Below are 26,619 nucleotides of genomic sequence, written 5' to 3'. Positions count from 1 at the left end.
TGCGCCTGTTGTTTCAACCCCGTTCGGCGTGACAGTGATTGACACCGAATGGCGGTGACTCAGGCCGGCTTCACCAGCCTGGTGTCGTACGCCAGGATGACCGCCTGGATTCTGTCCCGTGAGCCCGTCTTGGCGAGGATGCGGCCCACGTGCGTCTTCACGGTGGACTCCGCCAGGTGGAGCCGGGCGGCGATCTCCGTGTTGGTCCAGCCCTTGCCGATCACGGTGAGGATCTCGCGTTCGCGCTCCGTGAGGGAGGACAGGCGAGGGTCCTCGGAAGCGGAAGTGGAGCTGTCCGGGCGGTCGTCGGGGGCGGGGGGCAGATGGTGGGCGTAGGCGTCCAGGAGGCGGCGGGTGAGGCTGGGGGCGACGACCGCGTCCCCTGTGGCCACGGCGCGGATGCCGGAGAGCAGTTCCTCGGGCTGGGCGTCCTTCACGAGGAAGCCGGAGGCGCCCGCGCGGAGACCTGAGTAGGCGTACTCGTCGAGGTCGAAGGTGGTGAGGATGAGAACGCGGGTCCGGTCGCCCGTGGCGACGATGCGGCGGGTGGCCTCGATGCCGTCAAGGCCGGGCATACGGACGTCCATCAGAACCACATCGGGCTGCAATTGGGCCGTCATGCGGACGGCCTCGGTGCCGCCCGCGGCCTCCCCGACGACGGTGATGTCGTCCTGGCTCTCGAGCAGCATGCGGAAGCCCAGACGCTGGAGGGACTGGTCGTCGGCGATGAGGACGGTGGTCACTGCGAGGGTTCCTCCGGTAGGTGCAGATGGACGCGCCAGCCGCGCTCGGGATGCGGGCGCGGGCCGGCCTCGAGAGTGCCGCCGTACAGGGCCGTTCGCTCCCGCATGCCGGGGAGGCCCCGCCCGTCGGACGGCATGGCTGGCGGACTGGCGGGGCTGCCCGTGTCGGTGATGGTGACGGTGACCGCGCCGGCCGTGCCGTGGACGATCCTGATGTCTGCCTCCGCGCCGGGTCCGGCGTGCTTGAGGGCGTTGGTGAGGGCCTCCTGGACGACCCGGTAGACGGTGAGCTGGCGGCCGGGGGACAGGGTGGGGTCGCCCTCGACCGTGAGGCGGACGGGGAGGCCCGTGGCGCGGACGCCGTCGAGCAGGTGGTCCAGGTCGGCGAGGCCGGGCTGGGGTGTGCGGTCGGCGGGGAGCGGCGCGGTCTCGTCGTCGTCGCGGAGGACGTCGAGCAGACGGCGGAGTTCGCCGAGGGCCTGGCGGCTGGTGGCGCCGATGGCGTCCAGAGCCTGGGCGGCGCGCTCGGGCGACTTGCCGGCCGCGTACTTGCCGCCGTCGGCCAGGCCGGTGATGACGGAGAGGTTGTGGCCGATGATGTCGTGCATCTCACGGGCGATGCGGGTGCGTTCGGCGGCGGCCGCGATGCGGGCCTGCTGGTCGCGTTCGATCTCCAGGCGGCGGGCGCGGTCCTCCAGGGCCTCGGTGTAGTCGTGCCGGGTGCGCACGGTCAGCCCGATGAGCACGGCGACGACGACCGAGGTGAAGGAGGAGCCGATCTGCTGGCTCCACTGGCCCTCGCCGTGGCGGGCCGCGGTGAGGGCGACCGGGCCGATGGTGAGGGCCGTCGCCCACCACAGGTGGCGCAGCGGCAGGCGCAGGGTGATGTGGTAGATCACGACGAGGCTGAGCAGCGCGGCCTGGAGGGCGGCGCCGGACCAGGCGTTGGCCACGGCGAACGGGGTCATGGCGAGCAGGACCGTGGTGGGGCGGCTGCGGCGCCACAGCAGCGGCACGGTGAGGCCGAGGCTCAGGGCGAGCAGGAGGGCGCGGGGGGTGTCCGGGTTGTGGGTGACGTTGCGCCAGCCGCCGCCGGCGTAGTCGATGAGCGCGGCGGTCACCCAGAAGCCGGTGAAGGTGAGGTCCCACAGCAGCGGGTGGCGCCGGTCGAAGGCGCGGATCCTGGCGCGGGTGCGCTGGATGTGGGCGGTGAGGGGCTCCGGTGAGGTCCTCGGCTGCGCCGTCGGTGTGTCGCGCTCGGGCGTGACGGGGGCCGGGGTGGCGGGTCGGTCCGCCGTGGGGAGCCGGGTCATGGGCCGATCCTCTCCCGGGAACGGAGGGGCATGCGTCGGCCTCGCGGAGGTAATTCGTTGGGAGGGCGTCGTACCCCGGTACTACGGTGGCGGTCATGAGCGGTAATGGTGAGCCCCTCGGGGACCGTGTGATCCGGGCCGTGCGGGCCGAGGAGTGGCCCGCGGTCAAGGAGCTGCGGCTGACGGCCCTGCGGGACCCGGTGGCGCACCTGGCCTTCGTGGAGACGTACGCGGATGCGGCCGCGCAGGCCGACGACTTCTGGCGGGACCGGACGGCCCGGACCGCCGAGGGCTCGGAAGGAGCGCAGCAGTTCATCGCCGAGGCCTCGGACGGGCGGTGGACCGGCTCGGTGACGGTGCTGGTGGAGGAGCCGGGCACGACGGACTGGACGGGGACCGTCGTGGAGCACAAGCAGGGGCACCTGGTGGGGGTGTATGTGCGGCCCGAGGACCGCGGGAGCGGGCTGACCGAGGTGCTGTTCGACGCGGCGCTGGACTGGTCGTGGGCGCACGGGGTTGAGCGGGTGCGGCTGTTCGTGCACGAGGAGAACGCGCGGGCGTACCGCTTCTACCGCAAGGTGGGGTTCGAGCCCAGCGGGTTGACCGTCCCGCTGAAGGATTCGGACAAGCGCGAGCTGGAGCTGGTGCTGGAGCGCGGGTGAGGCACCCCCGCGGGCTTCTTCTGGAGGCTCAGACGGGGAGTTCGTGGTGTGGCCAGCGGGCGCGGCCCTGTTCGCGGGAGCGGAGCAGGGCGAGGGTGGGCATGCCCTGATCGGTGCCGTGCGCGAGGAGCTCCGGGAGCTGGGGGAGTGGCGCGACGGCCGCCACGTCGTCCAGGACGAGGGTGAGTGGTGGGTCGAGCCGACCGGAGGATGACCGTGCGGCCATGCGCCGGCCGTGCTCGACCACGCTTGCGGCGAGAGCCGTCAGCAGGGGCATAGCGCCCGGGGTGGTGCGGGGGGACTCGATGGATTCCCCCACCACATAAAGCGTGCCCCCTTCATGGATGAAGGAATCCAAGGCGAGGGCATCATTTCGGTTGGGAGTGCAGGCCTCGCGGACGTTGACCGTGGAGAGCGCGGACAGGGCGCGGGTGATCAGCTGCTGGGCCATGTCCCGGCGTTCGGGGTGCGCGGTCAGGGCCGCCTCGAGTTCGCCGGCCGACCCGGCGGCGGCCTTCGGGCTGGTGCGCAGGATGCGTACCGCGTCCTGCAGCTGGGTGCCCTGGGACCAGCGGTGGACATGGCGGATGGTGCGGCCGTCGACGGCGGCGGCGTGCAGATAGCTGCGCAGCAGGGTCTCCGCGGTGTCGCTGACCGCCTGGTCCAGCCGGGAGGTGGGGCGTACGGGGGTGAGGAGGGCTGCCGCTCTGGCCACGGCGGTGTCCTTGGTCTCGCAGCCGGTCGTCGGGGACCAGTGGAGGCGGGACGGGGTGTCGCAGAGGTGGGTCGGGTCGTAGAGGAGGGTGGGGCCCAGCTTGGCGCGGGCGTCCTTGGTGGCCTCCCAGATGGCCGGGTTCGAGGTGACGACCAGGACGGGGCCGGTGGCGTCCTGCACGGCCTGGGTGGCGGTGGAGTGGCGGGTGGCCGGTGGGCCGTAGTGGACGGTGCCCTCGGCGCGGTCGGGGTCCCATCCGGCCAGGAGAGGGGCGCTGTCGAGGGCGGGGACCGCTTCCTGCTGTGGCGTCTCCTGCTGGTGCGTCCCCGGAGGTGCCGGCTCGCTCGGTGCCGTCTCCTGCGCCCGTGGCTCCTTCGGGGCCGGCTGCTGCTCGGGCTCCGGTACGGGTCTGGGCGTGGGGACCTCGTGGACCGGGGCCGTCCGGGGAGCGGGGGTGGCCGTCTCCGGCGGTGTGAGGTGGTGCTTCGCCGCCGCGGCGCGCTCGGCCCGGCGGCGGGCCCGGCCGGCTCTCCAGCGGGCCACCGTGCCCATCACGAACACCGTGAGCACGAACAGGACCATCAGCTGGCCGATGAAGAGCCCCCAGAAGAGGCCGTAACCCGGCAGATCGCCGGACGGGGTGTCGGGCCAGGCGCCGGAGATGTCGTGGGGCTCGGCGATGAGCCGGCGCATGGCGTGCGGGGTGCGGGAGAAGGTGACGCCGGACGGCCAGGAGCCGTGGGCGAAGAGGGCGGCCAGGCCCGTGCCCGTCCAGATCAGGACGGTCATGCCGAGGAGGAAGGCGAGGACGCCGACCAGCAGTCCGTCGGGGATGCCGCCCTGGCCGCTGCGCCCGCGGTGGTCCTCGGGTCTCACGTGTCCGCCCTCCCCCTTGTGCCTACGCCACCGTCGATTCGGAGTCGCCGACGTGCTGTTCCACGAAGGCCGCTGCACGCTCCTCCGCCTCCCGTTCGGCGGCGCGCAGGGCGTCGTCGGACAGGTCGGTGGAGGACTCGGTCATGGCGCGGTCGGTGAAGACCAGGGGCCGTTCGGTCTCGGTGACCAGGTGTTTGACCACCTGGACGTTGCCGTTGACGTCCCACACCGCGATGCCCGGTGTCAGCGTGGGGATGATTTCCACGGCCCACCTGGGCAAACCAAGGACCCGGCCGGTGGCCCTCGCCTCGTCCGCCTTCTGGGCGTAGATGGTCCGGGTGGAGGCCATCTTCAGAATGGCCGCGGCCTCCTTGGCCGCCGCGCCGTCCACGACGTCGGACAGGTGGTGGACGACGGCGACGAAGGACAGGCCGAGCCGGCGGCCGAACTTCAGCAGCCGCTGGAACAGCTGGGCCACGAACGGGCTGTTGATGATGTGCCAGGCCTCTTCGACGAGGAAGATGCGCTTCTTGCGGTCGGGGCGGATCCAGGTGTGCTCCAGCCACACGCCGACGATCGCCATGAGGATCGGCATGGCGATGGAGTTGCGGTCGATGTGGGACAGGTCGAAGACGATGAGCGGCGCGTCAAGGTCGATGCCGACCGTGGTCGGGCCGTCGAACATGCCGCGCAGATCGCCGTCGACGAGCCGGTCCAGGACCAGCGCCACGTCCAGGCCCCAGGCCCGTACGTCGTCTATGGCGACGTTCATCGACTCGGCCGACTCCGGCTCGGGGTGCCGGAGCTGCTCGACGATGTCGGACAGGACCGGCTGGCGGTCGGTGATGGTCTCGTTGACGTAGGAGTGGGCGACCTTCAGCGCGAAGCCGGAGCGCTCGTCGAGGGCGTGGCCCATCGCGACCTCGATGATCGTGCGGAGCAGCGCCAGCTGACCGGTGGTGGTGATCGCCGGGTCGAGGGGGTTGAGCCGGATGCCGTGGTCGAGCGCCGCCATCGGGTCCAGGCGGATGGGCGTTATCCCCAGTTCCTGGGCGATGAGGTTCCACTCGCCGACGCCGTCCTCGCCCTGCGCGTCCAGGACGACGACCTGCCGGTCGCGGAAGCGGAGCTGGCGCAGCACGTACGTCTTCTCCAGCGCCGACTTGCCGTTGCCGGACTCGCCGAGGACCAGCCAGTGCGGGGCGGGCAGTTGCTGGCCGTAGAGCTGGAAGGGGTCGTAGATGTAGCCCTTTCCTGAGTAGACCTCGCGGCCGATGATGACGCCGGAGTCGCCGAGGCCGGGGGCGGCGGTCGGCAGATAGACCGCCTGTGCCTGGCCGGTGGAGGTGCGCACCGGCAGCCTGGTCGTCTCCACCTTCCCGAACAGGAAGGAGGTGAAGGCGTCGGTGACGACGGACAGCGGATCCCGCATCTGGAATCAGCCCCTACCTTCGAATGCCGGTGGCGAACGGGAGTGTGTTCACGAAGGCGCGGTGGTGCTCACGGTCGCACCACTCCAGCTTCAGGTACGACTTTCCGGCCGAGGCTCTTATCGTCCGCTTGTCGCGGGCGAGGGCCTCGGGCGAGCGGGAGGAGACGGTGATGTAGCCGACGAGGTTGACGCCGGCGGCGCCGCTGGCCAGGTCCTCGCCGCGCTGGTCGAGGCGGGAGTGGGCGGCGACGTCGCGCGGGTCGACCGTGCGGTTCATCTTGGCGGCGCGGGACTGCTCGGCCATGTCGTTGGTCTTCTCGGTCAGCATGCGTTCGATGGCCACCTCGGTGGGCTCGAGGTCCATCGTCACGGCGACCGTTCGGATGACGTCGGGGGTGTGGACGAGCAGCGGGGCGAGGAAGTTGACGCCGACCGGGGTCATCGGCCACTCCTTCACCCAGGCGGTGGCGTGGCACCAGGGGGCGCGGGTGGCGGACTCGCGGGTCTTGGCCTGCAGGTAGGTCGGCTCGGTGGCGTCCAGTTCGGCCGGCCAGGCGTTGCGCTTGGTCATCGCCTGGATGTGGTCGATGGGGTGGTCCGGGTCGTACATGGAGTGGATCAGCGAGGACAGCCGGCTCTGGCCGAGCGGCTGCCGCACCCGGATGTCGGCCTCCTGCAGCCGGGAGCAGATGTCGGTCAGCTCGCGGGCCATGACGACGGCCAGCCCGGCGTCCTTGTCGACCTTGCCGTGCTGGGTGCGCATGGCGCGGGCGACGGCGTTGGCCTCGGCGGCCAGCTCGCGGTTGTAGTGCATGCAGGCGACGAGATACGCGCGGTGCTGCTCGCTGCTGGTGGACACCATGGACTGCAGCTGGTCGTAGGACTCCTGCAGCCAGGCCGGTGCCCGGTCGTCGCCGCGGACGGCGACGTCCTTGGCGTGGGCGTCGGGGTCGGCGGGCAGGGTGCGGGCGAGCATCTGCAGGCGGGTGACGAAGCCGTCGCCGTTGGCCACGTGCTTGAGCAGAGTGCCGAAGCGGTCGACGAGGGCCTCCTGGTCCTCGGAGTCGCGCAGGCCGACGCCGGGGCCCTCGATCTCGATGGCGGCGGTGACGGTCTTGCGGTCGGCGTGCAGCAGCACGGCGATCTCGTCCGGGCCGAACGGGGCGGAGAGCCAGGTGATGCGGCCGATGCCGGGCGGCGGTCCGACCTCCACCTCGCGCCCGTCGAGCCGGGTACCGGCCTCGATCACGCCGGAGCGGTAGACGGCGCCCTTGCGCAGGGTGCGCTTGTAGCTGCGGTTGATCTCGAACCACTTGTAGAACGTGCGGTGCTTGTACGGCACGTACACGGCGGCGAGCGCCAGCATGGGCAGGCCGGCGAGCAGCACGATCCGCAGCGACAGGATGGGCACGAGCAGCCCGCACATCATGCCGAGGAACGCGCCGACGACGATGAGCGCGATCTCTCCGGTCTCGCGGTTGCGGCCGATGATCGCGTTCGGCCGGGCGCGGCCGATCAGATACGTACGGCGGGGCGTGACCGGAGGGGACAGGTGGGACTCGGTCGTCAACGCCCTTCACCTCCCGTGCGGTTCGTACTGCTGGTGCGGGTGTTGCTGGCGTGCGGGGTGTTGACCGGGCTGCTCGAGCGGGGTGCGGGTGCGGCGGAGGGGACAGGTCCGCCGCCGTCGGGGGTGCGCGAGCTGTGCGCGGCCACGCCGCCGGAGGCGGGGTTGGACGGGCGGGGAGGCTCGGAGTGGTGGGCGCGGGAGCTGTGGGTCTTGATGCCCTGGGCGACCAGGGTCGCCGGGGAGCTGATGACGGCCGCGGCCTTGCTCTCGGCGCTCTGCATGATGCGGTTGCTGCGGGAGCCGGCGATCTCGTCGCCGAAGCCGGGCACGAAGCGGTAGATCATCGCCGAGGCGAAGATGGCGAGCAGGATGATCGCCAGGCCGGAGACCACGGCGGAGAAGGCGTCGGGGCCGTCGTCCGCGGAGAGCGCGCCGGCCAGGCCGAGGACGATCACGATGACCGGCTTGACCAGAATGACGGCGATCATGATGCCCGCCCAGCGGCGGACGTGGCCCCACAGGTTCTTGTCGACCAGGCCCGCGTAGACGACGGTGCCGAGAAGGGCGCCGACGTAGAGCAGGGCGGCGCGGATGACCAGCTCCAGCCAGAGCACGCCGGCGGCGATGATCGACACGAAGGAGACGACGATCAGCATGATCGGTCCGCCGCCGATGTCGTCGCCCTTCTCCAGGGCGGCGGCGAACGTCCCGAAGAACGTGTCGGTCTGATCGCCCGTCGCCTTGGCGAGGACGTCCGTGACGGAGTCGGTGGCGGAGACGACGGTGTAGAGGATCAGCGGGGTGAAGGCGGAGGCCAGCACCGTGAGCCAGAGGAAGCCGATGGCTTCGGACAGGGCGGTGGTGAACGGCACGCCGCGCACCGCCCGCTTGGCGACGGCGAGCAGCCAGAGGAGGAGGGTGAGGATGGTGGAGGCGGCGAAGACGACAGCGTACTGCTGAAGGAACGTGCTGTTGGTGAAGTCGACCTCGGCGGTCTCCTCGACGGCTGCGCTGAGCTTCTTGACGGTCCAGGAGGCGGCCTCGGCACAGCCCCTTGCCAGGGAGGCGAGGGGGTCGAGGGTGGTGGTGGGGTCGGAGAGGCTGTCCTCGGTGCCGTTGGAGGCGCCGGAGCCGCCGGACTGACCTCGTTCGCAGTACTCCTTGGCTGGGCCGCGGATGAGGTCACAGGGGTCGTCGCTCTCCGTGGGAGTGGGTGTCGGGGTGGGAGCGGCGACTGCCCGTTCGGAGAGTAGGACTGCCGCGGTCTGCACACCGGCGACGGCTGCCGTGAGCTTGAGGAAGCGGCGGTTAGCGCGCATACGTGAATCCTCCGAACTCCTCGACAGCCTTCGTCATGTCGTCGGCGGTGGAGGCTTTCTGGTCGCGCCCGACGGGAACGGGACCGTCTTTCTGCTGGAAATCGGTGACTTTCCAGTCGTTGTTGGCCCACTTCAGCTGGAAGGTGGTGGTGTACCAGCTCTCGGTGACGGGGTTGGTCGAGCGCTCGCCAGAGAGCCCGAAGAGGGAGGTGAACCAGACTTCCACCGTGGCGCTGTCGGTGCTGGACGCGGTCGTCTTGGTGCCCACGGGGACTACCCGGGAGACGAAGGACTGCCCGGCCGGTGGCTTGCCGTCCTTGTCGAGACCGATCTTGCCCAGGAACTCCGCGTCCGAGTACGCCTTGTCCAGGTCAGCCTGCCGGTCGGAGGCGACATCGGGAGCGTAGACAGCGGAGACGATCTCACGCCGCCGTTCCTTGTCGAACATCTCGGCGGAGCCCAGGGCCACCGCATAGTTCGCCGCCGCGCTCTCCGCCCCCTGGCGGGTGTGGGCGAAGCCCGAGGGGATGCCCGCTGCCTTCGTGCTCACCGGCTTCTCGCCCGTCGGCGCCGTCGCCGCGGACTTGGGGGAGTCCGCGCTCTCCCCGCCCGTACCGGAATCCTCTCCTCCACGGTTCGCGAAGGCGATCGCGGCAATGAGGAGGACGACGACGCCGACCACCGTCACGAGGCTGCGCGAGGACGACCGGCGCCCGCCTCTGCGTGCACCCCCGTACAGGTCACCGCTGCCTTCCGGCATGCGAGTGCGCGTCTGGCCCGACTCGCCGTCACCGAGACTCATGCCGCGTACGCCCCCTCGACGTCGTGCGGAAACACCTCGTGCTCCGTGTACTCCTCGTACGACGGTAGCCGTGCTGGTTCCCGCGCGGGCGCGGTGTGGTGACTCGACATCAGAGAAACGCAACCTCAGCCGGTGGGCGCGACGGGCGGGTGGGGTGTGGGGAGTGCCGGGCGTGCCCGGTCGGGAGTGATGCTGCGGGGGCTATACGGCCATGCCGTAGACGATCGTGAACAGGGTGCCGAGGGAGCCGATGATGAAGACTCCGGTCAGCCCGGCGATGATCAGGCCCTTGCCCTGTTCGGCGCTGAACGTGTCCCGCAGGGCGGTCGCTCCGATGCGCTGTTTGGCCGCACCCCAGATGGCGATGCCGAGGCAGATCAGAATGGCGACGGCCATCACCACCTCGATCATGACCCGCGCCTCGTTGCCCAGGCTGCCGAAGGGGCCCCAGTCCGGAGCGATCCCGCCGATGATGGTGTCGATGTCTCCCTTATCGGCCGCAAAGAGCATGTAAGTCACCGCCCCTGTTGGGTAGTTCCGCATCCTCTGCGGACGTGCAGAGGTCAGGCCTCATTGTCGCCGACGTTGCCGCTGTCGTATGTCGACTTGGCGTCATCCGTTGGCGGGTTTCGTACGAATAGCTTGCCACCGTCCCGCGCGGGGTCCTCTCGTGGAGCGGGGGCAGTGGGCAAGGAGTCGTATCGTCACTCTGTGTATCACGGCAGGTTACACCGGGCAACGAAGCCGGTGCGGAACCTGTGGTGTGGTTCTGTCGTTGACTTCTCTTGCGCCTTCGAGGGCATGCCGTGCGCGCGGCGCTGAGCGGGCGTCAGGGTATGGCCGGTCAGCGGGGCTTGATGCCGTACAGCATGTGGTGGACCAGTTCCCCGATGCTGTCCAGCGCCTCCTCGGGGGCGAGCATGCCGGCGGCGGCGAGAGAGGCGAGGCCGTGCAGGCCGGCGCCCGTGACGAGGGTGACGCGGGCGGGGTCGCCCGCGAGGATCTCGCCCCGGCTCATGGCGTCGGCCACGACTCGCTCCAGCGCGCCGACCGTGCGGTCGACGGCGGCGGCCATCTGCTCGTGGGCGTCGGGGTCGTGCTTGCGCGCGTACATCAGCTCCAGCAGCTCGGCGTTGTCGAGGGCGAAGCGGAGGTAGGCGCGGGCCAGGGCGGTGAGCCGCGGTTCCAGGGGCAGCTCGGGGTCGTCGGCGGCGTTCAGGGCCTGCTCCAGGCGGTCGTAGCCGACCAGGGCCAGGGCGTTGAGCAGGGCCTGCTTGTCCTTGAAGTGGCGGCCGGGGGCGGCGTGGCTGACGCCGGCCTCGCGGGCCAGTTCGCGCAGTGAGAGTGCGGTGATGCCCTTTGTCCGCAGGGTGCGCTCGGCGCTGGCGAGCAGGGCGGAGCGCAGGTCTCCGTGGTGGTACGGGCGGCTTGCGGGCATGTGGTCATCGTAGCGGGATGTTGACGTCGTCAAGTTTGTAGACGTCGCCAACAATGTTGTCATTGACTGCATTGTTGGCGGCGTCTACATTCGAGGGCATGACCGAGACGCAGAAGTGGAACGAGACCCAGCTGCCCGACCTGAGCGGGCGCACCGTCGTGATCACAGGTGCGAACAGCGGCATCGGGCTCGCCGCCGCCGGCGCGCTGGCCCGCGCCGGCGCGCACGTCGTCTTCGCGGTGCGGGACTCCGGACGCGGCCGGGCCGCGGCCGCGACCGTGCCCGGCAGCACCGAGGTGCGCCGTCTCGACCTGGCCGATCTGGCCTCCGTGCGGGAGTTCGCCGCCGGCTGGCAGGGACCGCTGGACCTGCTGATCAACAACGCGGGCGTGATGATGCTCCCGCGGCAGCGGACCAAGGACGGCTTCGAGATGCAGTTCGGCACCAACCATCTCGGGCACTTCGCCCTGACCAACCTGCTCCTGCCGCACATCACCGACCGCGTCGTCACCGTCTCCTCGACCGCCCACCGCTGGGGCTACGGCACCATCCGCTTCGACGACCTCAACATGGACGCGGACTACGACCCGCGTCGCGCCTACGGCCAGTCCAAGCTCGCGAACCTGCTGTTCACGCTGGAACTGCAGCGCCGGCTGACCGAGGCGGGCTCCAGGGTCCGGGCCCTGGCCGCGCACCCCGGCTACTCCGCCACCAACCTGCAGAGCCACGCGGCCAGCCCGGTGCTCCGCCTGGGCATGCGGCTCGCCAACCGCCTGGTGGCCCAGTCCGACCGCGCGGGCGCCCTGCCGACGCTCTACGCCGCCACCCAGGACCTGCCGGGCGCCGCCTACGTCGGCCCCGACGGCCTCGCCGAGCTCCGCGGCCGGCCCACCCTGGTGAGCCGCTCCCGCGCGGCGAGCGACCCCGGGCTGGCGCGCCGCCTGTGGACGGTCTCCGAGGAACTGACGGGAGTGCGCTGGCCGTTGGAGGCGCAGGTGGCCTGAGTTCCCGCGGAGGTGGCCGATCCGATGCCGAGCCTGCTGGCCGTGTACGCGCACCCGGACGACGAATCGCTGTTCTCGGGCGGTGTCCTGGCGCGCAACGCCGCCGAGGGCGGACGCACGGCCGTCGTGACCGCCACCTGGGCCGAGGGCACCCACCGCGCCGCCGAACTGGCCGAGGCGCTGCGCCTTCTGGGCATCTCCGAAGAGCCCCGCCTGCTCGGCTACGCCGATTCCCGGGTGCCGGACTCAGCGCCCGGCAGCCCGCGGCTGTGCGACGCGCCGCTGGACGAGGCGGTGGGCCGACTGGCCGGGCACATCCGCGACGTCCGCCCCGAGATCGTCGTCACCCATGACGCATACGGGGGCGTGACCGGCCACGAGGACCATGTGCGCACTCACCGCCTGACGGTGCTGGCGGTACAGGCGGCCGGATTCGGGCGCCTCTACCCGGAGGCAGGCGCCCCGTGGCAGCCCCGCGTGCTCTGCCTGGCCGCACACCCGCACTCGGCGGGCCGGGCGATGAGCGGTCTCGGGGGCACGGCGGCCGACCGGCTGTGGACGGTCCCGGACGACGACCGCATCACCACCACCGTCGACGTGCGTCCGTGGCTGAGCCGCAAATGGGCGGCGATCCGCGCACATCGCTGCGAGGCCCGGCTTGGGGCGGCCCCCGGACTCCTGGCCGGTCTGCCCGCGGACGTCCGCGAACAGCTGCTCGGCACGGAGTGGTACATCCGTCAGGACCTGGTGCACGCGGGTGACGGCGGTGAGGGCCGGCCGCTGACGGGCGGGAGGCGGCCGGTGCGGGCGGGCCCCGGACCGGGAGCTCACCGGGCCGCCGCCGAGGGATCCGGCTGTGGTGGGGCCGTGGGGAGGAGTTGGGTGCGGGCCAGGTGGGCGTAGAGGCCCGGTTCGCGGATCAGGTGGTCGTGGGTGCCGGTCTGGATGATGCGGCCGGCGTCCATGACGAGGATCTGGTCGGCGTCCTGGATCGTGGAGAGCCGGTGGGCCACCACGAGGACCGTGCAGCTGGCCGCCGCCTCCTTCAGGGTCTCGTTCAGCAGGCGTTCGTTCTCCGCGTCCATCTGCGACGTCACCTCGTCCAGCAGCAGGATGCGCGGGCGCTTCAGCAGCATGCGGGCGATGGCGATGCGCTGCCGCTGGCCGCCGGAGACCAGGATGCCGCCGTCGCCGACCTCGGTCTCCAGACCCTGGGGGAGGGAGTCGGCGAACTCGGTCAGGTTCGTGCGGGCCAGCACCTCGGCGATCTCGGCGTCGGTGGCGTCGGGGTGGGCGTAGGTGAGGTTGGAGCGGAGGGTGCCCGCCATGACGGGGGACTCCTGCTCCACGTGCCCGATCAGGTCGCGCACCTCCTTCAGGGGCATGCGGGTGACGTCCCGGCCGAGGAGGCGGACCGCACCGCGGTCCGCGTCGTACATGCGGCCGATGAGGGACAGCACCGTGGACTTGCCCGCGCCCGAGGGGCCGACCAGGGCGGTGCGGGAGAGCTCGGGAACCTCGAAGCCGAGGTCGCGCAGGGTGGGGCGGTCGTCCCGGCCCGGGTAGGCGAAGGTCACGCCGTGCAGGGAGATGCCGGAGGGGCGGCGCCGGGCCGGGGAGGGCGGTGCCGGCTCCGGGTCCGGTGCGGCGGCGGGCCCGGCGGGGGGCTCGGTCTCCAGGGGCTCGTCGAGGAGTTCCTGGACGCGGGCCAGGGCGGCGCGGCCGGCCTGGAGGTCGGTGAAGGAGGAGAACAGCGTGGTCGCCGGCACGGCGAGGTACATCAGGTAGAGCAGGAAGGCGATGAGCTCGCCCAGTTCCATCGTGCCGTTCGCGACCCGGGCGCCGCCGATGCCGAGGACGAGGACCAGGGAGCCCTGGACCGAGAGCGCGGTCACCGGGTGGATCAGCGCCTGGAGCTTCGCCTGGCGGATGCCGGCCAGGTAGGAGTCCCGGCTCTCCGAGATCAGGGCGCTCTCCTCGCGCTCCTCCGCATTGCTCAGCTTCACGGTGCGGATCGCCCGCAGGACGCGTTCGAGCCCGGCGCCGAGCCGTCCGACGGCGCGCTGCGCCTCGACGGTGGCCTTCATGACCCGGACGGACACGGTGAAGACGGAGACGGAGGCGATCAGCAGACAGCCCAGCGTCAGGCCGAGCAGCAGCGGGTCCAGCATCAGCATCAGGACCAGGGACCCGGCGAAGGTCAGGACACCGGCGAGAGTCTCGGTCAGGCTGGACGCCAGGGCGCCGTGCACGGCCGTGGTGTCCGCGCTCACGCGGGAGATCAGGTCACCCGAACGGTGCCGCGCATAGGTGGCCATGGGCCACTTCAGCAGCCGCCGCACCAGGCTGGTGCGCAGGTCGAGGACGACGCCCTCGCCGATCCGGCCCAGCAGATAGCTCTGCACCGAACCGAGCAGCGCCTCCGCGAGGAACAGCCCGACGATCAGCAGCACGGTGGCGGTCACCGGGCGGGAGTCCGACAGCTGTGAGAACACCTGCTTCACCACGAGCGGCTGCGCCAGTTCCACCACGGCGGCCATGCAGCTCAGCAGCGCGGCGAGGGCCAGCACCGGCGCGTGCGGCCGGGCATACGCAAGCAGCCGGCGCAGCGGCACCGCGACCACGTCCTCCTGCCCCTCGCCACCCCCGCCGGCCGCCGGTGTCTGCCGCTTCTCCGTCGCCGGGCTGCCCTCCGGCCGTGCCGTCACGTCGAGGTCCGTCCTTCCTGTCACAGGGGGTCGGTCAGATGCGGGCCGCGGAAGCGGCCGGTGCGTGCGGGGACGCGAAGACACGTACGCCGCTGCCGGTATGAAGGACGTTCAGGTCGCCGACGAGGTGCATCGGGCGGACCGGGGCATCGGTGCCCCGGGTGCGCGCGGCGGGACGAAGGCTCACGCCGGTGCTCGTCGAATGGCCTCTTCTTGTCGGTCTTCGGGGTGGTCGGGCGGGGGTTCCGGTTGCGGCCGGGCCGGCCGGGGGAAGCTCCTAGACTGGCGCGGGCGGAATCCGGGTGGGTGAAGGGTGGTTGACGGTGCGTAGGGCCTGGATCGTGGTGTCCCTGGCTGTCAGCTCCGGACTGGCCTTTGTGATGCTGCTGGTCATCGGCGTGTACGTGGTCGCCGGGAATCTGGTCAACGGGGTGGGGGGCGGGGCGGCCAAGGCGTTGGCGAAGGAGGCCGTGCCGGCGGCCTACCGGGATCTGGTGGACCGGTGGGGGAGGCTGTGTCCGGCCATCAACCCCGCGCTGCTCGCCGCCCAGCTGTATCAGGAGAGCGGGTTCAATCCGCGGGCGCAGAGCCCGGCCGCCGCGCAGGGCATCGCGCAGTTCATCCCGGGGACCTGGGCCACGCACGGGATCGACGGGGACGGGGACGGGGACCGGGACGTCTGGGATCCCAAGGACGCGATTCCCTCGGCGGCCAAGTACGACTGCACCCTGGCGTCCTATGTGAAGGACGTGCCCGGAGATCTGACCGAAAACATGCTGGCCTCCTACAACGCGGGGGCCTATGCGGTGATCAAGTACGGGGGCGTGCCGCCGTACAGGGAGACGCAGAACTATGTGAAGCGGATCCGGGCGCTGGAGGAGAGCTTCGCCGCGCCGGTCGGGCGGGTCGATCCCTCGCGGCAGGCGGCCGGGGCGATCGCCTATGCGCAGAAGAAGCTGGGCACGCCCTACCTCTGGGGCGGCGACGGCACGCCTGAGCAGGGCGGACGCTTCGACTGCTCGGGGCTGACCAAGGCGGCCTACGAGAGCGTGGGCATCAAGCTGCCGCGCGTCGCCAACGACCAGTACAACGCGGGGCCGCACCCGAAGCGGGACGAACTGCTGCCGGGAGATCTGGTGTTCTTCTCGGACGATCCGGCCGACTCCCGGGCCATCCGGCACGTAGGCATCTATGTCGGGGGCGGATACATGATCGACGCACCGCGTCCGGGGGCGGTGATCCGGTTCGACCCGATCGACACCCCCGACTACTTCGGCGCCACCCGGGTGACCGAAGATGGCGCGAAAGCGCTCCCCACGACGGTGTGAGCGGAGCGTGAGGCAGCCCCCTGAGCTGCGGTGATGAGTCTCTCTTCGATAACGTCTGCGTGATCATTCAGTGGAGTGTGGAACGGATCCGCAGGGGCCGTGCGTTCCTGTTGGCGTAGCCCGGGCAGACGAGAGTTCTGACGAGCGGTTCTACACACCACGGGGGTGGCAGTGACGGCGCACGCACGGTGCGCCGGAAGAGAGGACGAAGGGGCCGCAGCACCATGGCTGGACTCGCCGAATCCGGGTCGAACCCCGACGTCGACCTGCTCTACGACATCAATGGCCTCGCCAAGGACGCGCCGCCGTGGTTCGACCGGATCATGGAGTACGTCGGGGAGTACGGGCTGCTCCTCGCCATGGTGCTGCTGGTGATGTGGTGCTGGTGGGGCGTGCGTCGGCGGGGCGGCGAGGACGCGGCGCCGTCGGTGGCCGCGCTGGTCTGGGCGCCGCTCGCCGCGGCGGTCGCGGTGCTCGTCAATGTGCCCATACGGGGCTTCGTGGAGCGGCCCCGGCCGTTCAACGACCATCAGGGGCTCGAGGTCCTGGTCACCGGCAAGACCGACTACTCCTTCGTCAGCGACCACGCGACGATCACCATGGCGCTGGCGGTGGGGCTGTTCCTCGCCAACCGCAAGTACGGCGTCATCGGCATCGGCATCGCGCTGCTCGAGGGCTTCTGCCGGGTCTACATGGGCGTGCACTACCCGACCGACGTGGTGGGCGGGCTCGCCCTCGGCACGGCCGTGGCGCTGCTGCTCTCGCCGGTGGCCATGGCGCTGCTGACGCCGGTCATGCGGGCGATCGAGCGGTCGCCGCGGCTGGGGTGGCTGATCGCGGCGAAGGACGCGCGGGATCCCGCCGGGCGGGGTGCGCGGCCGGGTGACCGGAGCGAGATGTCGGGGGCGGCGCCCGCCGGGGAGCGGGATCTGGCGGCGTGACGTCGGTGCCCTGCTGCTAAAGGGCCTGGGCGTGGGTGAAGAGGCGGTGCGGGTCGTACCGCCTCTTCACTTGTGTCAGGCGGGGGACGGCGCTGCCGTAGTACGCCTGGCGCCAGTTCCTGAGGGAGGCGTCCGCGTAGTTCTGGTAGGCGGCGCCGGAGGCGTAGGGGCGCATCGCCCCGTGTGCGGAGGCCAGCCATGACCGGGCGGCGGTGCCGGGTGCGCCTTCGCTCCAGGAGACCAGGTACTGCGCCAGCAGGCGGGAGCGGCGGTGCACGAAGGCCGTGGCCGTGGGGGAGACCCGGTTGACGGCGCCGCCGAGGGCGGTGAGCTGGATCGCGGCGGAGCCGCCCCGGACGGTGGGCAGCAGCCCGAGCAGGGTGCGGACGGCGTCCCGGCCGAGTACGCGGTCGAAGAAGTCGGAGCGGGCGGCGTAGGTCTCGCGGCGCAGGACGCCTCGCGGGTTGCGGCCTGCGGTGGTGCCGGGGAGGTGGCACTGGGCGTCCTCGGACCAAGAGGAGCAGCCGGCGTACAGCTCCATGGCGTCCAGGTAGGGGCGGCGGCGCACCGAGGCGGTGGTGGCGGGGGTGCCGATGCGGTCGGCCAGGCGGTCGACGGCGTTCCGCAGGTCTCCCTGGCTGCCGAGGGAGAAGGCCGTGAGGGAGATGGCCGGGGTGCGGCCGGGGGTCGCGCCGAGGTGCAGCGAGGACCAGATCTCGTCGGGCTGGGCGGGGGCCCAGTGCTGCCAGGCGTCGAGGACGGCGGGGGCCTGCTGCCAGGGCCAGGCGAGGTGGGCGGTGACGCTCTCGGGGGCCGGGTGGGTGGTGAAGTGCAGCTCGGTGACGACGCCGAAGGTGCCGAGGCCGGCGCCGCGGAGGGCCCAGAAGAGGTCCTGGTGGTCGGTGGGGGTGGCGGTGAGCTGTTCGCCGTCGGCGGTGACGAGAGTGGCGGCGGTGAGGCTGTCGCAGGTCAGGCCGTAGGCGCGGGAGGTGACGCCGTGGCCGCCGCCGAGGGTGAGGCCGGAGATGCCGACGGTGGGGCAGGAGCCGGCGGGGATGGTGGTGCCCTTGGCGGCGAGGGTGCGGTAGACGTCGATCAGCTTGGCGCCGGCGCCGATGGCGGCGGTGGTGGGGGTGGTGCGGATGGTGCTGAGCTCGGAGACGTCGAGGATCAGCGCGTTGTCGGCGGAGGAGGCGCCGGTGTAGGAGTGGCCGCCGTTGCGGATGGTGAGGGGGGTGGTGTGGCGGCGGGCGAAGGCGAGGGCGGTGCGGATGTCGTCGGGGTGGCGGACGTAGGCGACGGCGGACGGTCTGAGGGAGTCGAAGCGGGTGTTGTAGAGGCGGTGGGCCGTGGGCCAGGCGGCGTCGCCGGGGCGGGCGAGCGGGCCGTCGAGGTTTCGGGCGAGGGCGGTCCAGTCGGCGGGGCGGGGGGTGCGCCCGGGGGTGGGCGTCCGGTTCCGGGCGGATGTCTGCGGGGTGGTGGTCGGGCCGGCCGGGCCCGTGCCGCCGTCGCCCTGGGTGGTGCAGGCGGTCAGCAGGGTCGCCGTGCCGGCTGCGATGAAGGTCCGCCGTTGCATGTAACGCCTCCCGGTGTCTCCTGGGCGAGACGGGGTCGCGGCTGCGGGGGTTCCATGGTGCGGGCGGGCCGGGCTGTGCGGGGGGAGTTGCGCGACCCGGTGCCGACGGGATGCCGCCGGGCCCGCCCTGCCGGAGCTGAGCGGGCGTCGGCCGGCAGCCGCGCGGACCCGGAGGGTCACTCGGCGGGGTGGGGGTTCCGGGGTGGGCGGGGACGGCGCGTGACGGGGGACCCTACTCGTCGTTAACCGGAACGACAGGCGGCCCGTGTCGGACGTAGCGGGGGTAGGCAGGCGATGGCTGGATCGCGGCGGCAGCTGCTGGGCAGGCGGGCCGGTGTGGGGGTCGTTGCGGTCGGGGTGGTGGGGTGCCTCTGGGGCACGGGCTCCGGGTGCGCGCCGAGCGGGGCGGTGACCGGGGGGCCGCCACCCGAGGACGCGGTCGAGGTGGTGGAGAAGGCCGCCGATGCGCTGGTCGAGGCGGGGAGCAGCAAGGCGCGTACGTCGATGGAGATGGCCACCGGGGGGACCCGGGTGACCATCCGGGGCGAGGGCGTCTACGACTTCGGGAAGCGGCTCGGGCGGCTGAAGGTGGTGCTGCCGGAGGATCCGGCGGGGGACAGCGCCCGGCAGCCGATCACGGAGCTGCTCGCGCCCGGCGCGCTGTACATGAAGAACCGGGGGGCCGGGGTGCCCCCCGACAAGTGGGTGCGGGTGGACACCGCGACGCTGTCCGACGGCAATCTCGTCACCGGCGGGGTGACCGATCCGCTCGCCGCGGCCGAGGTGCTGCGCGGGACGCGGACGGCGACCTTCGTGAAGCGGACCGAGGTGGCCGGGACGGCGGTGCGGCACTACCGGGGGACCGCGGATCTCGCCGTGGCGGCGCGCAGGGCGGGCGAGGCCAGCCGGGGGCCGCTGCGGGCGGCAGCGAAAGGGTTCGCCACCGCCGAGGTGCCGTTCGACGTGTATCTGGACGATCAGGGACGGATCCGCAAGATCCGGCACCGCTTCAGCTTTGTGAACGGACAGCAGGAGACCCCGGTCGCTGTGGCGTCCACCACACTGCTCTACGACTTCGGGGCCCCGGCGGACGTACGGCTTCCAGCGGCGCGGGACATCTACGCGGGCCGGATCGCCGAGGAGTGACCGGCGTGAACTAGCCCTTACGTGCCATGCGCGCCCCGTATCGCGCTCCCTACTCTAGGAAGCCGATGACGGCAGGGATGAGGTGACGCGCGTGGCTCCGCTCGGGGGTGGGACGGTTCAGGACCACGTTGCCCTCGCCGAGATCGAGCTGACCGGCGAGCTGATGATCGCCGCCTCCGCCGCGGAGGACCGGCTCAGCCTGGAGAGCATCGACAGGGTGCTGCGGGTGGCCGAGGAGCGCGCGGGCCGGGACCGCACGCCGTCGTCCCTGCGCGGCGGGCGCTGAACGCGCTCACACACCGGGGTGCGGCATCGCCCCGGCCGGGCAGGGCCACGTCCCGGTCGGCGGCGGCACCGCCCCGTCGCCGGTGCCAGGCCCCGCCGCGGTGCCGTCGGGCGTGGCACGTGCCCGGTCGGATGCGTCAGGTACGCATCATGCGGGCGATGGCCTGTGTGGCCTCCTTCACCTTGGCGTCGATCTCGTCGCCGCCCTTGAGGGCCGCGTCGGCGACGCAGTGCCGCAGGTGCTCCTCCAGCAGCTGCAGCGCGAAGGACTGCAGCGCCTTGGTGGAGGCGGACACCTGCGTGAGTATGTCGATGCAGTAGACGTCCTCGTCGACCATCCGCTGCAGGCCGCGGATCTGGCCCTCGATGCGGCGCAGTCGCTTCAGGTGCTCCTGCTTCTGCTGGTGATAGCCGTGGACGCCGCGGTCGTGGTCGGTGACGATGTCCTGCGTCTCCTCGGTCACGTCCGGGGCGGAGGGCGCACCGGCGCCGGCCTCGGTGGTCGTCATGGCGTCCTCCTGCTGCTGTGGCTGCTGCCATGGGTGATATATACCCCTGGTGGGTATATGGTACCGAACCTTCCCGGGCAAGGGCCCCTTGCCCGACCGCCCCCGTGCTCATCAATGTTTCTGATGGGCGACACTGGGGGGCGGCCCGTTAGTCGCGGCCGGTTGATGCGCCTAGCATCAGCCTGACCGAAACCGATGCACCCCGAGGACCCCACGTGCGCTTTCGTCTGACCCCCAGGGAGACGAGCTTCTACGACATGTTCGCCGCTTCCGCGGACAACATCGTCACGGGCTCCAAGCTCCTGATGGAACTGCTCGGGGCGGACTCCTCCGCCCGGGCCGAGATCGCAGAGCGTATGCGGGCCGCGGAACACGCGGGCGACGATGCCACGCACGCGATCTTCCACCAGCTGAACTCCTCGTTCATCACGCCGTTCGACCGCGAGGACATCTACTCCCTCGCGTCGTCCCTCGACGACATCATGGACTTCATGGAGGAGGCCGTCGACCTGGTCGTCCTCTACAACATCGAGGAACTGCCCAAGGGCGTCGAGCAGCAGATCGAGGTGCTGGCGCGGGCCGCCGAGCTGACCGCCGAGGCCATGCCGCATCTGCGGACCATGGAGAACCTCACCGAGTACTGGATCGAGGTCAACCGCCTGGAAAACCAGGCCGACCAGATCCACCGCAAGCTGCTCGCCCACCTCTTCAACGGCAAGTACGACGCCATCGAGGTCCTGAAGCTGAAGCAGATCGTGGACGTACTCGAAGAGGCGGCCGACGCCTTCGAGCACGTGGCGAACACGGTGGAGACCATCGCGGTCAAGGAGTCCTGACCCCTCCATGGACACCTTCGCTCTGGTCGTGACCATCGGGGTCGCGCTCTTCTTCACGTACACCAACGGCTTCCACGACTCGGCGAACGCGATCGCGACCTCCGTGTCGACGCGTGCCCTCACCCCACGGGTGGCGCTGGCGATGGCGGCCGTGATGAACCTCGCCGGTGCCTTCCTCGGCTCGGGCGTCGCCAAGACGGTCAGCGAGGGGCTGATCGAGACGCCCGAGGGCTCGACGGGCATGGGGATCCTGTTCGCCGCGCTGGTCGGTGCGATCGCCTGGAACCTGATCACCTGGTACTTCGGTCTGCCGTCCTCCTCCTCGCACGCCCTGTTCGGCGGCATGGTGGGCGCGGCTCTGGCCGGCGGCACCGCCGTCTACTGGAGCGGGGTGCTGGAGAAGATCGTCATCCCCATGTTCGTCTCGCCCGTGGTCGGCCTGATCGCCGGTTATCTGGTGATGGCCGCGATCATGTGGATCTTCCGGCGGTCCAACCCGCACAAGGCCAAGCGGGGTTTCCGCATCGCGCAGACGGTGTCCGCGGCGGGCATGGCCCTCGGCCACGGCCTGCAGGACGCGCAGAAGACCATGGGCATCGTGGTGATGGCGCTGGTCATCGCCGACGTCGAGGACTACGGCGACCCGATCCCGGTCTGGGTGAAGATCGCCTGTGCGGTGATGCTGTCCGCGGGCACCTACGCCGGCGGCTGGCGGATCATGCGGACCCTGGGCCGCAAGATCATCGAGCTGGATCCGCCGCAGGGCTTCGCGGCGGAGAGCACCGGCGCGACGATCATGTTCGGTTCGGCGTTCGTCTTCCACGCCCCGATCTCCACCACCCATGTGATCACCTCGGCGATCATGGGTGTGGGCGCCACCAAGCGGATCAACGCCGTGCGGTGGGGCGTGGCCAAGAACATCATCCTCGGCTGGTTCATCACCATGCCGGCCGCCGCCGCGGTCGCCGCCGCCTCCTTCTGGATCGTGAAACTGGTGGCCCTGTAGGACGCCTCCGGCCCTGCCCGGCGCACGACGCCTGAGCCCGCCCCCGGATCCCGGGGGCGGGCTCTTTCTGCGGCCTCGCGGTGGCACCGCCATGCAGCACCGCGAGGGCCAGGGGCAGGTCACCGGGCAACCGCTCAGCCGAAGCGGCCTGAGATGTAGTCCTCGGTGGCCTGCACGGACGGGTTGGAGAAGATCCGCTCGGTGTCGTCGATCTCGACGAGCCTGCCGGGCTTGCCGACCGCCGCCAGGTTGAAGAACGCGGTGCGGTCGGAGACCCGGGCCGCCTGCTGCATGTTGTGGGTGACGATCACGATGGTGAAGCGCTCCTTCAGCTCCCCGATCAGGTCCTCGACGGCGAGGGTGGAGATCGGGTCCAGGGCGGAGCAGGGCTCGTCCATGAGCAGCACGTTCGGCTCCACGGCGATCGCCCGCGCTATGCACAGCCGCTGCTGCTGGCCGCCGGACAGGCCGGCGCCCGGCTTGTGCAGCCGGTCCTTGACCTCGTTCCAGAGGTTGGCGCCGCGGAGGGACTTCTCGACGATGTCGTCCAGGTCGGACTTCTTGTACTTGCCGTTCAGCCGCAGCCCGGCGGCCACGTTGTCGTAGACCGACATGGTGGGGAACGGGTTCGGGCGCTGGAAGACCATGCCGACCTCGCGGCGCACGGCCACCGGGTCGACGCCGCTGCCGTAGAGGTCCTCGGAATCCAGCATGACCTTGCCCTCGACCCGGCCGCCGGGGGTGACCTCGTGCATGCGGTTGAGGGTGCGCAGGAAGGTGGACTTGCCGCAGCCGGAGGGGCCGATGAAGGCCGTCACCGAGCGGGGTTCGATGGTCATCGAGATGTCCTCGATGGCCAGGAAGGAGTTGTAGTAGGCGTTCAGGCCGCTGACGTCGATGCGCTTGGCCATGGCGATCACTGCTTCTTTCGGGTCGGTGTCCGGGTCAGCGACCCGTCTCGGGGGCCTTCCAGCGGGCGATGCCGCGGGCCAGCAGATTGAGGATCATGATGAAGGCGATGAGCGTCAGTGCCGCCGCCCAGGCGCGGTCGTAGGCCGCGTCCGAGCCGTTGGTGTACTGCAGGTAGATGTACATCGGCAGGGACGCCTGCGGGTCCTGGAACGGATTGGCGTTGATGAAGTTCGTCCCCCAGACCAGCAGCAGCACGGGGGCCGTCTCACCGGTGATGCGGGCGACGGCCAGCATCACGCCGGTGGTGATGCCGCCGATGGAGGTCGGCAGGACCACCTTCAGGACGGTGCGCCACTTCGGCACGCCCAGGGCGAGGGAGGCCTCGCGCAGCTCGTTCGGGACGAGCTTGAGCATCTCCTCGGTGGAGCGCACCACCACCGGGATCATCAGGATCGACAGGGCCATCGAGCCGGCGAAGCCGGAGTAGCCCATGCCGAGGATGAGGATCCACAGGCTGAGGATGAACAGGCCCGCCACGATGGAGGGGATGCCCGTCATCACGTCGACGAAGAAGGTGACGGCCCTGGCCAGCCTGCCCCGGCCGTACTCGACCAGGTAGACGGCGGTCAGGACGCCGACCGGCACGGACATCAGGGTGGCGAGGCCGACCTGCTCCAGGGTGCCGAGGATCGCGTGGTAGATGCCGCCGCCCGGTTCGCTGTCGGCGACCACGCCCATCGAGTGGCTGAGGAAGTAGCCGTCCAGGACCTTCACGCCCTGCTCGACCGTCTCCCAGGCCAGCGAGGCGAGCGGGACCACGGCCAGCAGGAAGGCCACCCAGACCAGGCTGGTCGCGGTGCGGTCCCTGGCCTGCCGGGGGCCCTCCACCTTGGCGGAGACGGCGTAGGAGCCGAGGACGAACAGCGCGGCGGCGATCAGCGCCCACTGGATGTCGCTGTGCAGTCCCGCGGCGGCGCTGACGGCCAGTCCTGCGGCGACGGATCCGGCTGCCGCCGCCCACGGGAACCACCGGGGCAGGCGCGCACCGCGCAGGCTGCCGGCGGCGGGCTGTGCGTCGCGTGCGTGGCTCATGCGCCGGCCCCCGAGTACTCCTTGCGGCGGGCGATGATCAGCCTGGCCGCGCCGTTGACCAGCAGGGTGATGACGAACAGGACCAGTCCGGAGGCGATCAGCGCGTCCCGGCCCATCTCGGTCGCCTCGTTGAACTTGCCGGCGATGTTCTGGGCGAAGGTGCCGCCGCCGGGGTCGAGCAGGCTGGCCTCGATGTCGAAGCTCGGGGAGAGCACCATGGCGACGGCCATGGTCTCGCCGAGCGCCCGGCCGAGGCCGAGCATGGAGGCGGAGATCACGCCGGAGCGGCCGAACGGCAGCACCGCCATGCGGATCACCTCCCAGCGGGTGGCGCCGAGGGCCAGGGCCGCCTCCTGGTGCATCCGCGGGACCTGCCCGAACACCTCGCGGCTCACGCTGGTGATGATCGGCAGGATCATGATGGCCAGCAGGATGCCGACGGTGAACAGGGAGCGCGGGGCGCCCTGGTTCCATTCGAGGATCCCGGTCCAGCCCAGGTACTGGTCGAGCCAGCCGTAGAGGCCGTCCAGGCTGGGCACCAGGACCAGGGCGCCCCACAGGCCGTAGATGATGGACGGCACGGCGGCCAGCAGGTCGATCACGTATGCGATGGGCCCGGCCAGGCGGCGGGGGGCGTAGTGGGTGATGAACAGGGCGATGCCGACGGCCACCGGCACCGCGATGATCATGGCGATGACCGAGGACACCACGGTGCCGAACGCCAGCACCGCGATGCCGAACCGCGGCGGGACGCCGCTGGGGTTCCACTCGAAGGCGGTGAGGAAGTTGGCCTCGTCCTTGCTGATCGCGAGGACCGCCCGGTAGGTGAGGAAGGCCGCGATGGCGGCCATGATCACCAGGACGAGGACGCCGGAGCCGCGGGAGAGCCCGAGGAATATCCGGTCGCCGGGGCGGGTGGCGCCGCGCGCGGCGGGCCGCTGCGCCCGTGGTGCTGGTCGTGGAAGGGGCGGAGGAGCTGTCTGCTGAGTCGTCATGTCCATCGGGGTCTCCGGTCTGCGGAGCCGCCGGGGCGGGCGGCTCGGTCGGAGCCGCCCGGCGGCCGGGGGCTCCTCGAGGCGGTGCACCGGACGGTGCGGGCCGGCCCCGTCACCGGAGCCGGGCCGCACGCGCGGGTCAGCTCAGACCCGAAACGGTCTCGCGGACCTTGGAGATGATCTCCTCGGGCATCGGGGCGTAGCCGGCCCCGGCCAGCAGGCCCTGCCCCTCCTCGGAGGCGATGTAGTTCAGGAAGGACTTGGTGGCCGGCAGGGTCTCCGCCTTGTTGCCCTTGTCGCAGACGATCTCGTACGTCACCAGGACGATCGGGTAGGCGCCCTCGGTGGACGGGGTGTAGTCCAGCTGCAGCGCGAGGTCCTTGCCGGTGCCGACGATCTTGGCGGCGCCGATGGCCGCGGTGGCGTTCTCCACGCTCGCCTTGACCGGCTCGGCGGCCTCGGTCTTCAGGTCGACGGTCCTGATGCCGTCCTTGGCGTAGGAGAGCTCGAAGTAGGAGATGGCGCCGCTGGTCTGCTTGACCTGCTGGGCGACCCCGGAGGAGCCCTGCGCGGACTGGCCGCCCTTGGCCTCCCAGGCCTTGCCCGGCTCGTACTTCCAGTCCTCGGGCGCGGCGGCCTTGAGGTACTTGGTGAAGTTGTCCGTGGTGCCGGACTCGTCGGAGCGGTGGAAGGCCTGGATCTTCAGGTCGGGGAGGTCGGCGTCCGGGTTGAGCTTCTTGATCGCCTCGTCGTTCCAGTTGGTGATCCTGCTGTCGAAGATCTTGGCGAGGGTCGGCGCGTCGAGGACCAGGGAGTCCACGCCGGGGACGTTGTAGCCGACGGCGATCGGGCCGCCGACCATGGGCAGGTCGATGCCCTGGCCGCCGGAGCAGACCTTCTTCGACGCCTCCACCTCCTCGGGCTTCAGCGCCGAGTCGGAACCCGCGAAGGCGGTCTGGCCCTGGGTGAATGCCGTGATGCCCGCACCGGAGCCGTCCGGGCGGTAGTTGATCTGCACGTTCTTGCAGACCGCGGTGTACTGCTTCACCCAGGCGTCGATGGCGTTCTTCTGCGCGGAGGAGCCGGATGCCTGCAGCTGGCCCTTGGCGTCGTCGCACGTGATGTTGCCGGCCGCGGCGGTGGCGGAGGCGTCACCGCCGTTCGCGTTGCCGGTGTCGTCGGAGCCGCACGCCGTGAGGGCCAGGGCGCCGGAGACGGCGAGAGCACCGAGAGCGAGGGCCCGCCGGTTCTTGCGCTGAAGCTTCACTTGAGTTCCTTCCAGGAGCCGCCGTCCTGCATTCGGCGGCGTGCGAGGTGTCAGTGATGCGGATGCTTCCTTCTTCGGGCGATCCGCATCGCGTACGGCCGAAATTAGGCAGAACAGGTGACGGCGCCGATGGGCGTGAATGAA

The 26,619-nt window shown here is 71.1% G+C and carries 25 protein-coding genes; 9 read left to right on the top strand and 16 right to left on the bottom strand.

Going from position 1 to position 26,619, the window contains the following annotated elements; genetic code table 11:
• Positions 1-59 precede the first annotated feature (59 nt).
• A complete protein-coding gene (locus HCJ93_RS22105) occupies positions 60-743 on the bottom strand; it encodes a response regulator (protein WP_167997519.1) in 684 nt (227 codons plus the stop codon).
• Positions 740-2,056: a sensor histidine kinase gene (locus HCJ93_RS22100; protein WP_167997518.1), complete on the bottom strand. Its 1,317-nt coding sequence runs from the start codon at positions 2,054-2,056 to the stop codon at positions 740-742. The genes HCJ93_RS22105 and HCJ93_RS22100 overlap by 4 nt, the downstream gene beginning before the upstream one ends.
• A 95-nt stretch (positions 2,057-2,151) precedes the next feature.
• Between HCJ93_RS22100 and HCJ93_RS22095 the strand changes: the two genes are divergently transcribed.
• Positions 2,152-2,718, top strand: coding sequence for a GNAT family N-acetyltransferase (locus HCJ93_RS22095; protein ID WP_167997517.1), 567 nt, complete (start codon positions 2,152-2,154; stop codon positions 2,716-2,718).
• Positions 2,719-2,746: 28 nt separating this feature from the next.
• Here the strand turns inward: HCJ93_RS22095 and HCJ93_RS22090 are convergent, their stop codons facing one another.
• From HCJ93_RS22090 to HCJ93_RS22060, 7 genes are all read right to left on the bottom strand, one after another.
• Positions 2,747-4,309, bottom strand: a complete 1,563-nt coding sequence (locus HCJ93_RS22090; RefSeq protein ID WP_167997516.1) for a type IV secretory system conjugative DNA transfer family protein — start codon at positions 4,307-4,309, stop codon at positions 2,747-2,749.
• Positions 4,310-4,331: 22 nt separating this feature from the next.
• Positions 4,332-5,741 carry an ATP-binding protein gene (locus tag HCJ93_RS22085; RefSeq protein ID WP_167997515.1) on the bottom strand — a complete coding sequence of 470 codons (1,410 nt, stop codon included), beginning with the start codon at positions 5,739-5,741 and terminating at the stop codon, positions 4,332-4,334.
• Between the two features lie 13 nt (positions 5,742-5,754).
• A complete protein-coding gene (locus HCJ93_RS22080; RefSeq protein WP_167997514.1) occupies positions 5,755-7,311 on the bottom strand; it encodes an SCO6880 family protein in 1,557 nt (518 codons plus the stop codon).
• A complete protein-coding gene (locus HCJ93_RS22075; protein ID WP_167997513.1) occupies positions 7,308-8,630 on the bottom strand; it encodes a hypothetical protein in 1,323 nt (440 codons plus the stop codon). The genes HCJ93_RS22080 and HCJ93_RS22075 overlap by 4 nt, the downstream gene beginning before the upstream one ends.
• Positions 8,620-9,432, bottom strand: coding sequence for a DUF8175 domain-containg protein (locus tag HCJ93_RS22070; protein WP_167997512.1), 813 nt, complete (start codon positions 9,430-9,432; stop codon positions 8,620-8,622). The genes HCJ93_RS22075 and HCJ93_RS22070 overlap by 11 nt, the downstream gene beginning before the upstream one ends.
• Before the next feature lie 201 nt (positions 9,433-9,633).
• Complete coding sequence (locus tag HCJ93_RS22065) at positions 9,634-9,942, bottom strand: DUF8827 family protein (protein WP_167997511.1); 309 nt, start codon at positions 9,940-9,942, stop codon at positions 9,634-9,636.
• Positions 9,943-10,276: 334 nt separating this feature from the next.
• Positions 10,277-10,870 carry a TetR/AcrR family transcriptional regulator gene (locus HCJ93_RS22060; protein ID WP_167997510.1) on the bottom strand — a complete coding sequence of 198 codons (594 nt, stop codon included), beginning with the start codon at positions 10,868-10,870 and terminating at the stop codon, positions 10,277-10,279.
• 98 nt (positions 10,871-10,968) lie between these two features.
• Here HCJ93_RS22060 and HCJ93_RS22055 point away from each other — a divergent pair, with 98 nt between their 5' ends.
• Entirely contained in the window at positions 10,969-11,874 is a 906-nt protein-coding gene (locus tag HCJ93_RS22055; protein ID WP_167997509.1) for an oxidoreductase, read from the top strand.
• Positions 11,875-11,898: 24 nt separating this feature from the next.
• Entirely contained in the window at positions 11,899-12,777 is an 879-nt protein-coding gene (locus tag HCJ93_RS22050) for a PIG-L deacetylase family protein (RefSeq protein ID WP_167997508.1), read from the top strand.
• Here HCJ93_RS22050 and HCJ93_RS22045 read toward each other — a convergent pair.
• A complete protein-coding gene (locus HCJ93_RS22045; protein ID WP_167997507.1) occupies positions 12,702-14,582 on the bottom strand; it encodes an ABC transporter ATP-binding protein in 1,881 nt (626 codons plus the stop codon). The two genes, HCJ93_RS22050 and HCJ93_RS22045, sit on opposite strands and share 76 nt — an antisense overlap.
• A 317-nt stretch (positions 14,583-14,899) precedes the next feature.
• Between HCJ93_RS22045 and HCJ93_RS22040 the strand changes: the two genes are divergently transcribed.
• Both HCJ93_RS22040 and HCJ93_RS22035 read left to right on the top strand, forming a co-directional pair.
• Positions 14,900-15,910: an NlpC/P60 family protein gene (locus HCJ93_RS22040; RefSeq protein ID WP_206317777.1), complete on the top strand. Its 1,011-nt coding sequence runs from the start codon at positions 14,900-14,902 to the stop codon at positions 15,908-15,910.
• Between the two features lie 224 nt (positions 15,911-16,134).
• Entirely contained in the window at positions 16,135-16,851 is a 717-nt protein-coding gene (locus HCJ93_RS22035) for a phosphatase PAP2 family protein (RefSeq protein ID WP_167997506.1), read from the top strand.
• Between the two features lie 16 nt (positions 16,852-16,867).
• On the opposite strand, the gene HCJ93_RS22030 is transcribed toward HCJ93_RS22035, so the two are convergent.
• Positions 16,868-18,427 (bottom strand): FAD-binding oxidoreductase, encoded by a 1,560-nt coding sequence (locus tag HCJ93_RS22030; RefSeq protein ID WP_167997505.1) that lies wholly within the window; start codon positions 18,425-18,427, stop codon positions 16,868-16,870.
• 294 nt (positions 18,428-18,721) lie between these two features.
• On the opposite strand from HCJ93_RS22030, the gene HCJ93_RS22025 reads away from it, so the two are divergent.
• The gene (locus tag HCJ93_RS22025; RefSeq protein ID WP_167997504.1) at positions 18,722-19,573 is read left to right on the top strand and encodes an SCO4651 family lipoprotein; all 852 of its coding nucleotides are present in this window, start codon (positions 18,722-18,724) and stop codon (positions 19,571-19,573) included.
• Positions 19,574-19,655: 82 nt separating this feature from the next.
• On the top strand, positions 19,656-19,859 hold the full coding sequence (locus HCJ93_RS22020; RefSeq protein ID WP_167997503.1) for a hypothetical protein: 204 nt from the start codon (positions 19,656-19,658) through the stop codon (positions 19,857-19,859).
• Between the two features lie 136 nt (positions 19,860-19,995).
• Here HCJ93_RS22020 and HCJ93_RS22015 read toward each other — a convergent pair whose 3' ends face one another.
• Positions 19,996-20,367, bottom strand: a complete 372-nt coding sequence (locus HCJ93_RS22015) for a metal-sensitive transcriptional regulator (RefSeq protein WP_167997502.1) — start codon at positions 20,365-20,367, stop codon at positions 19,996-19,998.
• A gap of 215 nt (positions 20,368-20,582) precedes the next feature.
• On the opposite strand from HCJ93_RS22015, the gene HCJ93_RS22010 reads away from it, so the two are divergent.
• Both HCJ93_RS22010 and HCJ93_RS22005 read left to right on the top strand, forming a co-directional pair.
• Complete coding sequence (locus HCJ93_RS22010) at positions 20,583-21,203, top strand: DUF47 domain-containing protein (protein WP_167997501.1); 621 nt, start codon at positions 20,583-20,585, stop codon at positions 21,201-21,203.
• Between the two features lie 7 nt (positions 21,204-21,210).
• Entirely contained in the window at positions 21,211-22,209 is a 999-nt protein-coding gene (locus tag HCJ93_RS22005; protein WP_167997500.1) for an inorganic phosphate transporter, read from the top strand.
• A 134-nt stretch (positions 22,210-22,343) separates the two neighbouring features.
• Here the strand turns inward: HCJ93_RS22005 and pstB are convergent, their stop codons facing one another.
• The 4 genes from pstB to pstS form a co-directional block, all read right to left on the bottom strand.
• Complete coding sequence (gene pstB / locus HCJ93_RS22000) at positions 22,344-23,120, bottom strand: phosphate ABC transporter ATP-binding protein PstB (protein ID WP_167997499.1); 777 nt, start codon at positions 23,118-23,120, stop codon at positions 22,344-22,346.
• A 34-nt stretch (positions 23,121-23,154) separates the two neighbouring features.
• The gene (pstA, locus tag HCJ93_RS21995) at positions 23,155-24,213 is read right to left on the bottom strand and encodes a phosphate ABC transporter permease PstA (protein WP_167997498.1); all 1,059 of its coding nucleotides are present in this window, start codon (positions 24,211-24,213) and stop codon (positions 23,155-23,157) included.
• Positions 24,210-25,214, bottom strand: a complete 1,005-nt coding sequence (gene pstC / locus HCJ93_RS21990; RefSeq protein ID WP_167997497.1) for a phosphate ABC transporter permease subunit PstC — start codon at positions 25,212-25,214, stop codon at positions 24,210-24,212. The genes pstA and pstC overlap by 4 nt, the downstream gene beginning before the upstream one ends.
• A gap of 133 nt (positions 25,215-25,347) precedes the next feature.
• Positions 25,348-26,475 carry a phosphate ABC transporter substrate-binding protein PstS gene (gene pstS / locus HCJ93_RS21985; protein WP_167997496.1) on the bottom strand — a complete coding sequence of 376 codons (1,128 nt, stop codon included), beginning with the start codon at positions 26,473-26,475 and terminating at the stop codon, positions 25,348-25,350.
• Between the last annotated feature and the right edge of the window lie 144 nt (positions 26,476-26,619).

Source organism: Streptomyces composti, from assembly GCF_012034205.1.
Classification (GTDB): domain Bacteria; phylum Actinomycetota; class Actinomycetes; order Streptomycetales; family Streptomycetaceae; genus Streptomyces; species Streptomyces composti.
Note: the sequence above shows the minus strand (reverse complement) of the source record. Positions and strands in the feature narration are given on the sequence as shown.

Excerpts from the sequence above, each read along its gene's own strand:
- HCJ93_RS22060 (WP_167997510.1), bottom strand. The coding sequence starts at position 10,870 with ATGCCCGCAAGCCGCCCGTACCACCACGGAGACCTGCGCTCCGCCCTG.
- HCJ93_RS22085 (WP_167997515.1), bottom strand. The coding sequence starts at position 5,741 with ATGCGGGATCCGCTGTCCGTCGTCACCGACGCCTTCACCTCCTTCCTG.
- pstB (WP_167997499.1), bottom strand. The coding sequence starts at position 23,120 with ATGGCCAAGCGCATCGACGTCAGCGGCCTGAACGCCTACTACAACTCC.
- HCJ93_RS22070 (WP_167997512.1), bottom strand. The coding sequence starts at position 9,432 with ATGAGTCTCGGTGACGGCGAGTCGGGCCAGACGCGCACTCGCATGCCG.
- HCJ93_RS22025 (WP_167997504.1), top strand. The coding sequence starts at position 18,722 with ATGGCTGGATCGCGGCGGCAGCTGCTGGGCAGGCGGGCCGGTGTGGGG.
- HCJ93_RS22035 (WP_167997506.1), top strand. The coding sequence starts at position 16,135 with ATGGCTGGACTCGCCGAATCCGGGTCGAACCCCGACGTCGACCTGCTC.
- HCJ93_RS22030 (WP_167997505.1), bottom strand. The coding sequence starts at position 18,427 with ATGCAACGGCGGACCTTCATCGCAGCCGGCACGGCGACCCTGCTGACC.
- HCJ93_RS22100 (WP_167997518.1), bottom strand. The coding sequence starts at position 2,056 with ATGACCCGGCTCCCCACGGCGGACCGACCCGCCACCCCGGCCCCCGTC.
- HCJ93_RS22055 (WP_167997509.1), top strand. The coding sequence starts at position 10,969 with ATGACCGAGACGCAGAAGTGGAACGAGACCCAGCTGCCCGACCTGAGC.
- HCJ93_RS22005 (WP_167997500.1), top strand. The coding sequence starts at position 21,211 with ATGGACACCTTCGCTCTGGTCGTGACCATCGGGGTCGCGCTCTTCTTC.
- pstC (WP_167997497.1), bottom strand. The coding sequence starts at position 25,214 with ATGGACATGACGACTCAGCAGACAGCTCCTCCGCCCCTTCCACGACCA.
- HCJ93_RS22015 (WP_167997502.1), bottom strand. The coding sequence starts at position 20,367 with ATGACGACCACCGAGGCCGGCGCCGGTGCGCCCTCCGCCCCGGACGTG.
- HCJ93_RS22075 (WP_167997513.1), bottom strand. The coding sequence starts at position 8,630 with ATGCGCGCTAACCGCCGCTTCCTCAAGCTCACGGCAGCCGTCGCCGGT.
- HCJ93_RS22050 (WP_167997508.1), top strand. The coding sequence starts at position 11,899 with ATGCCGAGCCTGCTGGCCGTGTACGCGCACCCGGACGACGAATCGCTG.
- pstA (WP_167997498.1), bottom strand. The coding sequence starts at position 24,213 with ATGAGCCACGCACGCGACGCACAGCCCGCCGCCGGCAGCCTGCGCGGT.
- HCJ93_RS22065 (WP_167997511.1), bottom strand. The coding sequence starts at position 9,942 with ATGCTCTTTGCGGCCGATAAGGGAGACATCGACACCATCATCGGCGGG.
- HCJ93_RS22095 (WP_167997517.1), top strand. The coding sequence starts at position 2,152 with ATGAGCGGTAATGGTGAGCCCCTCGGGGACCGTGTGATCCGGGCCGTG.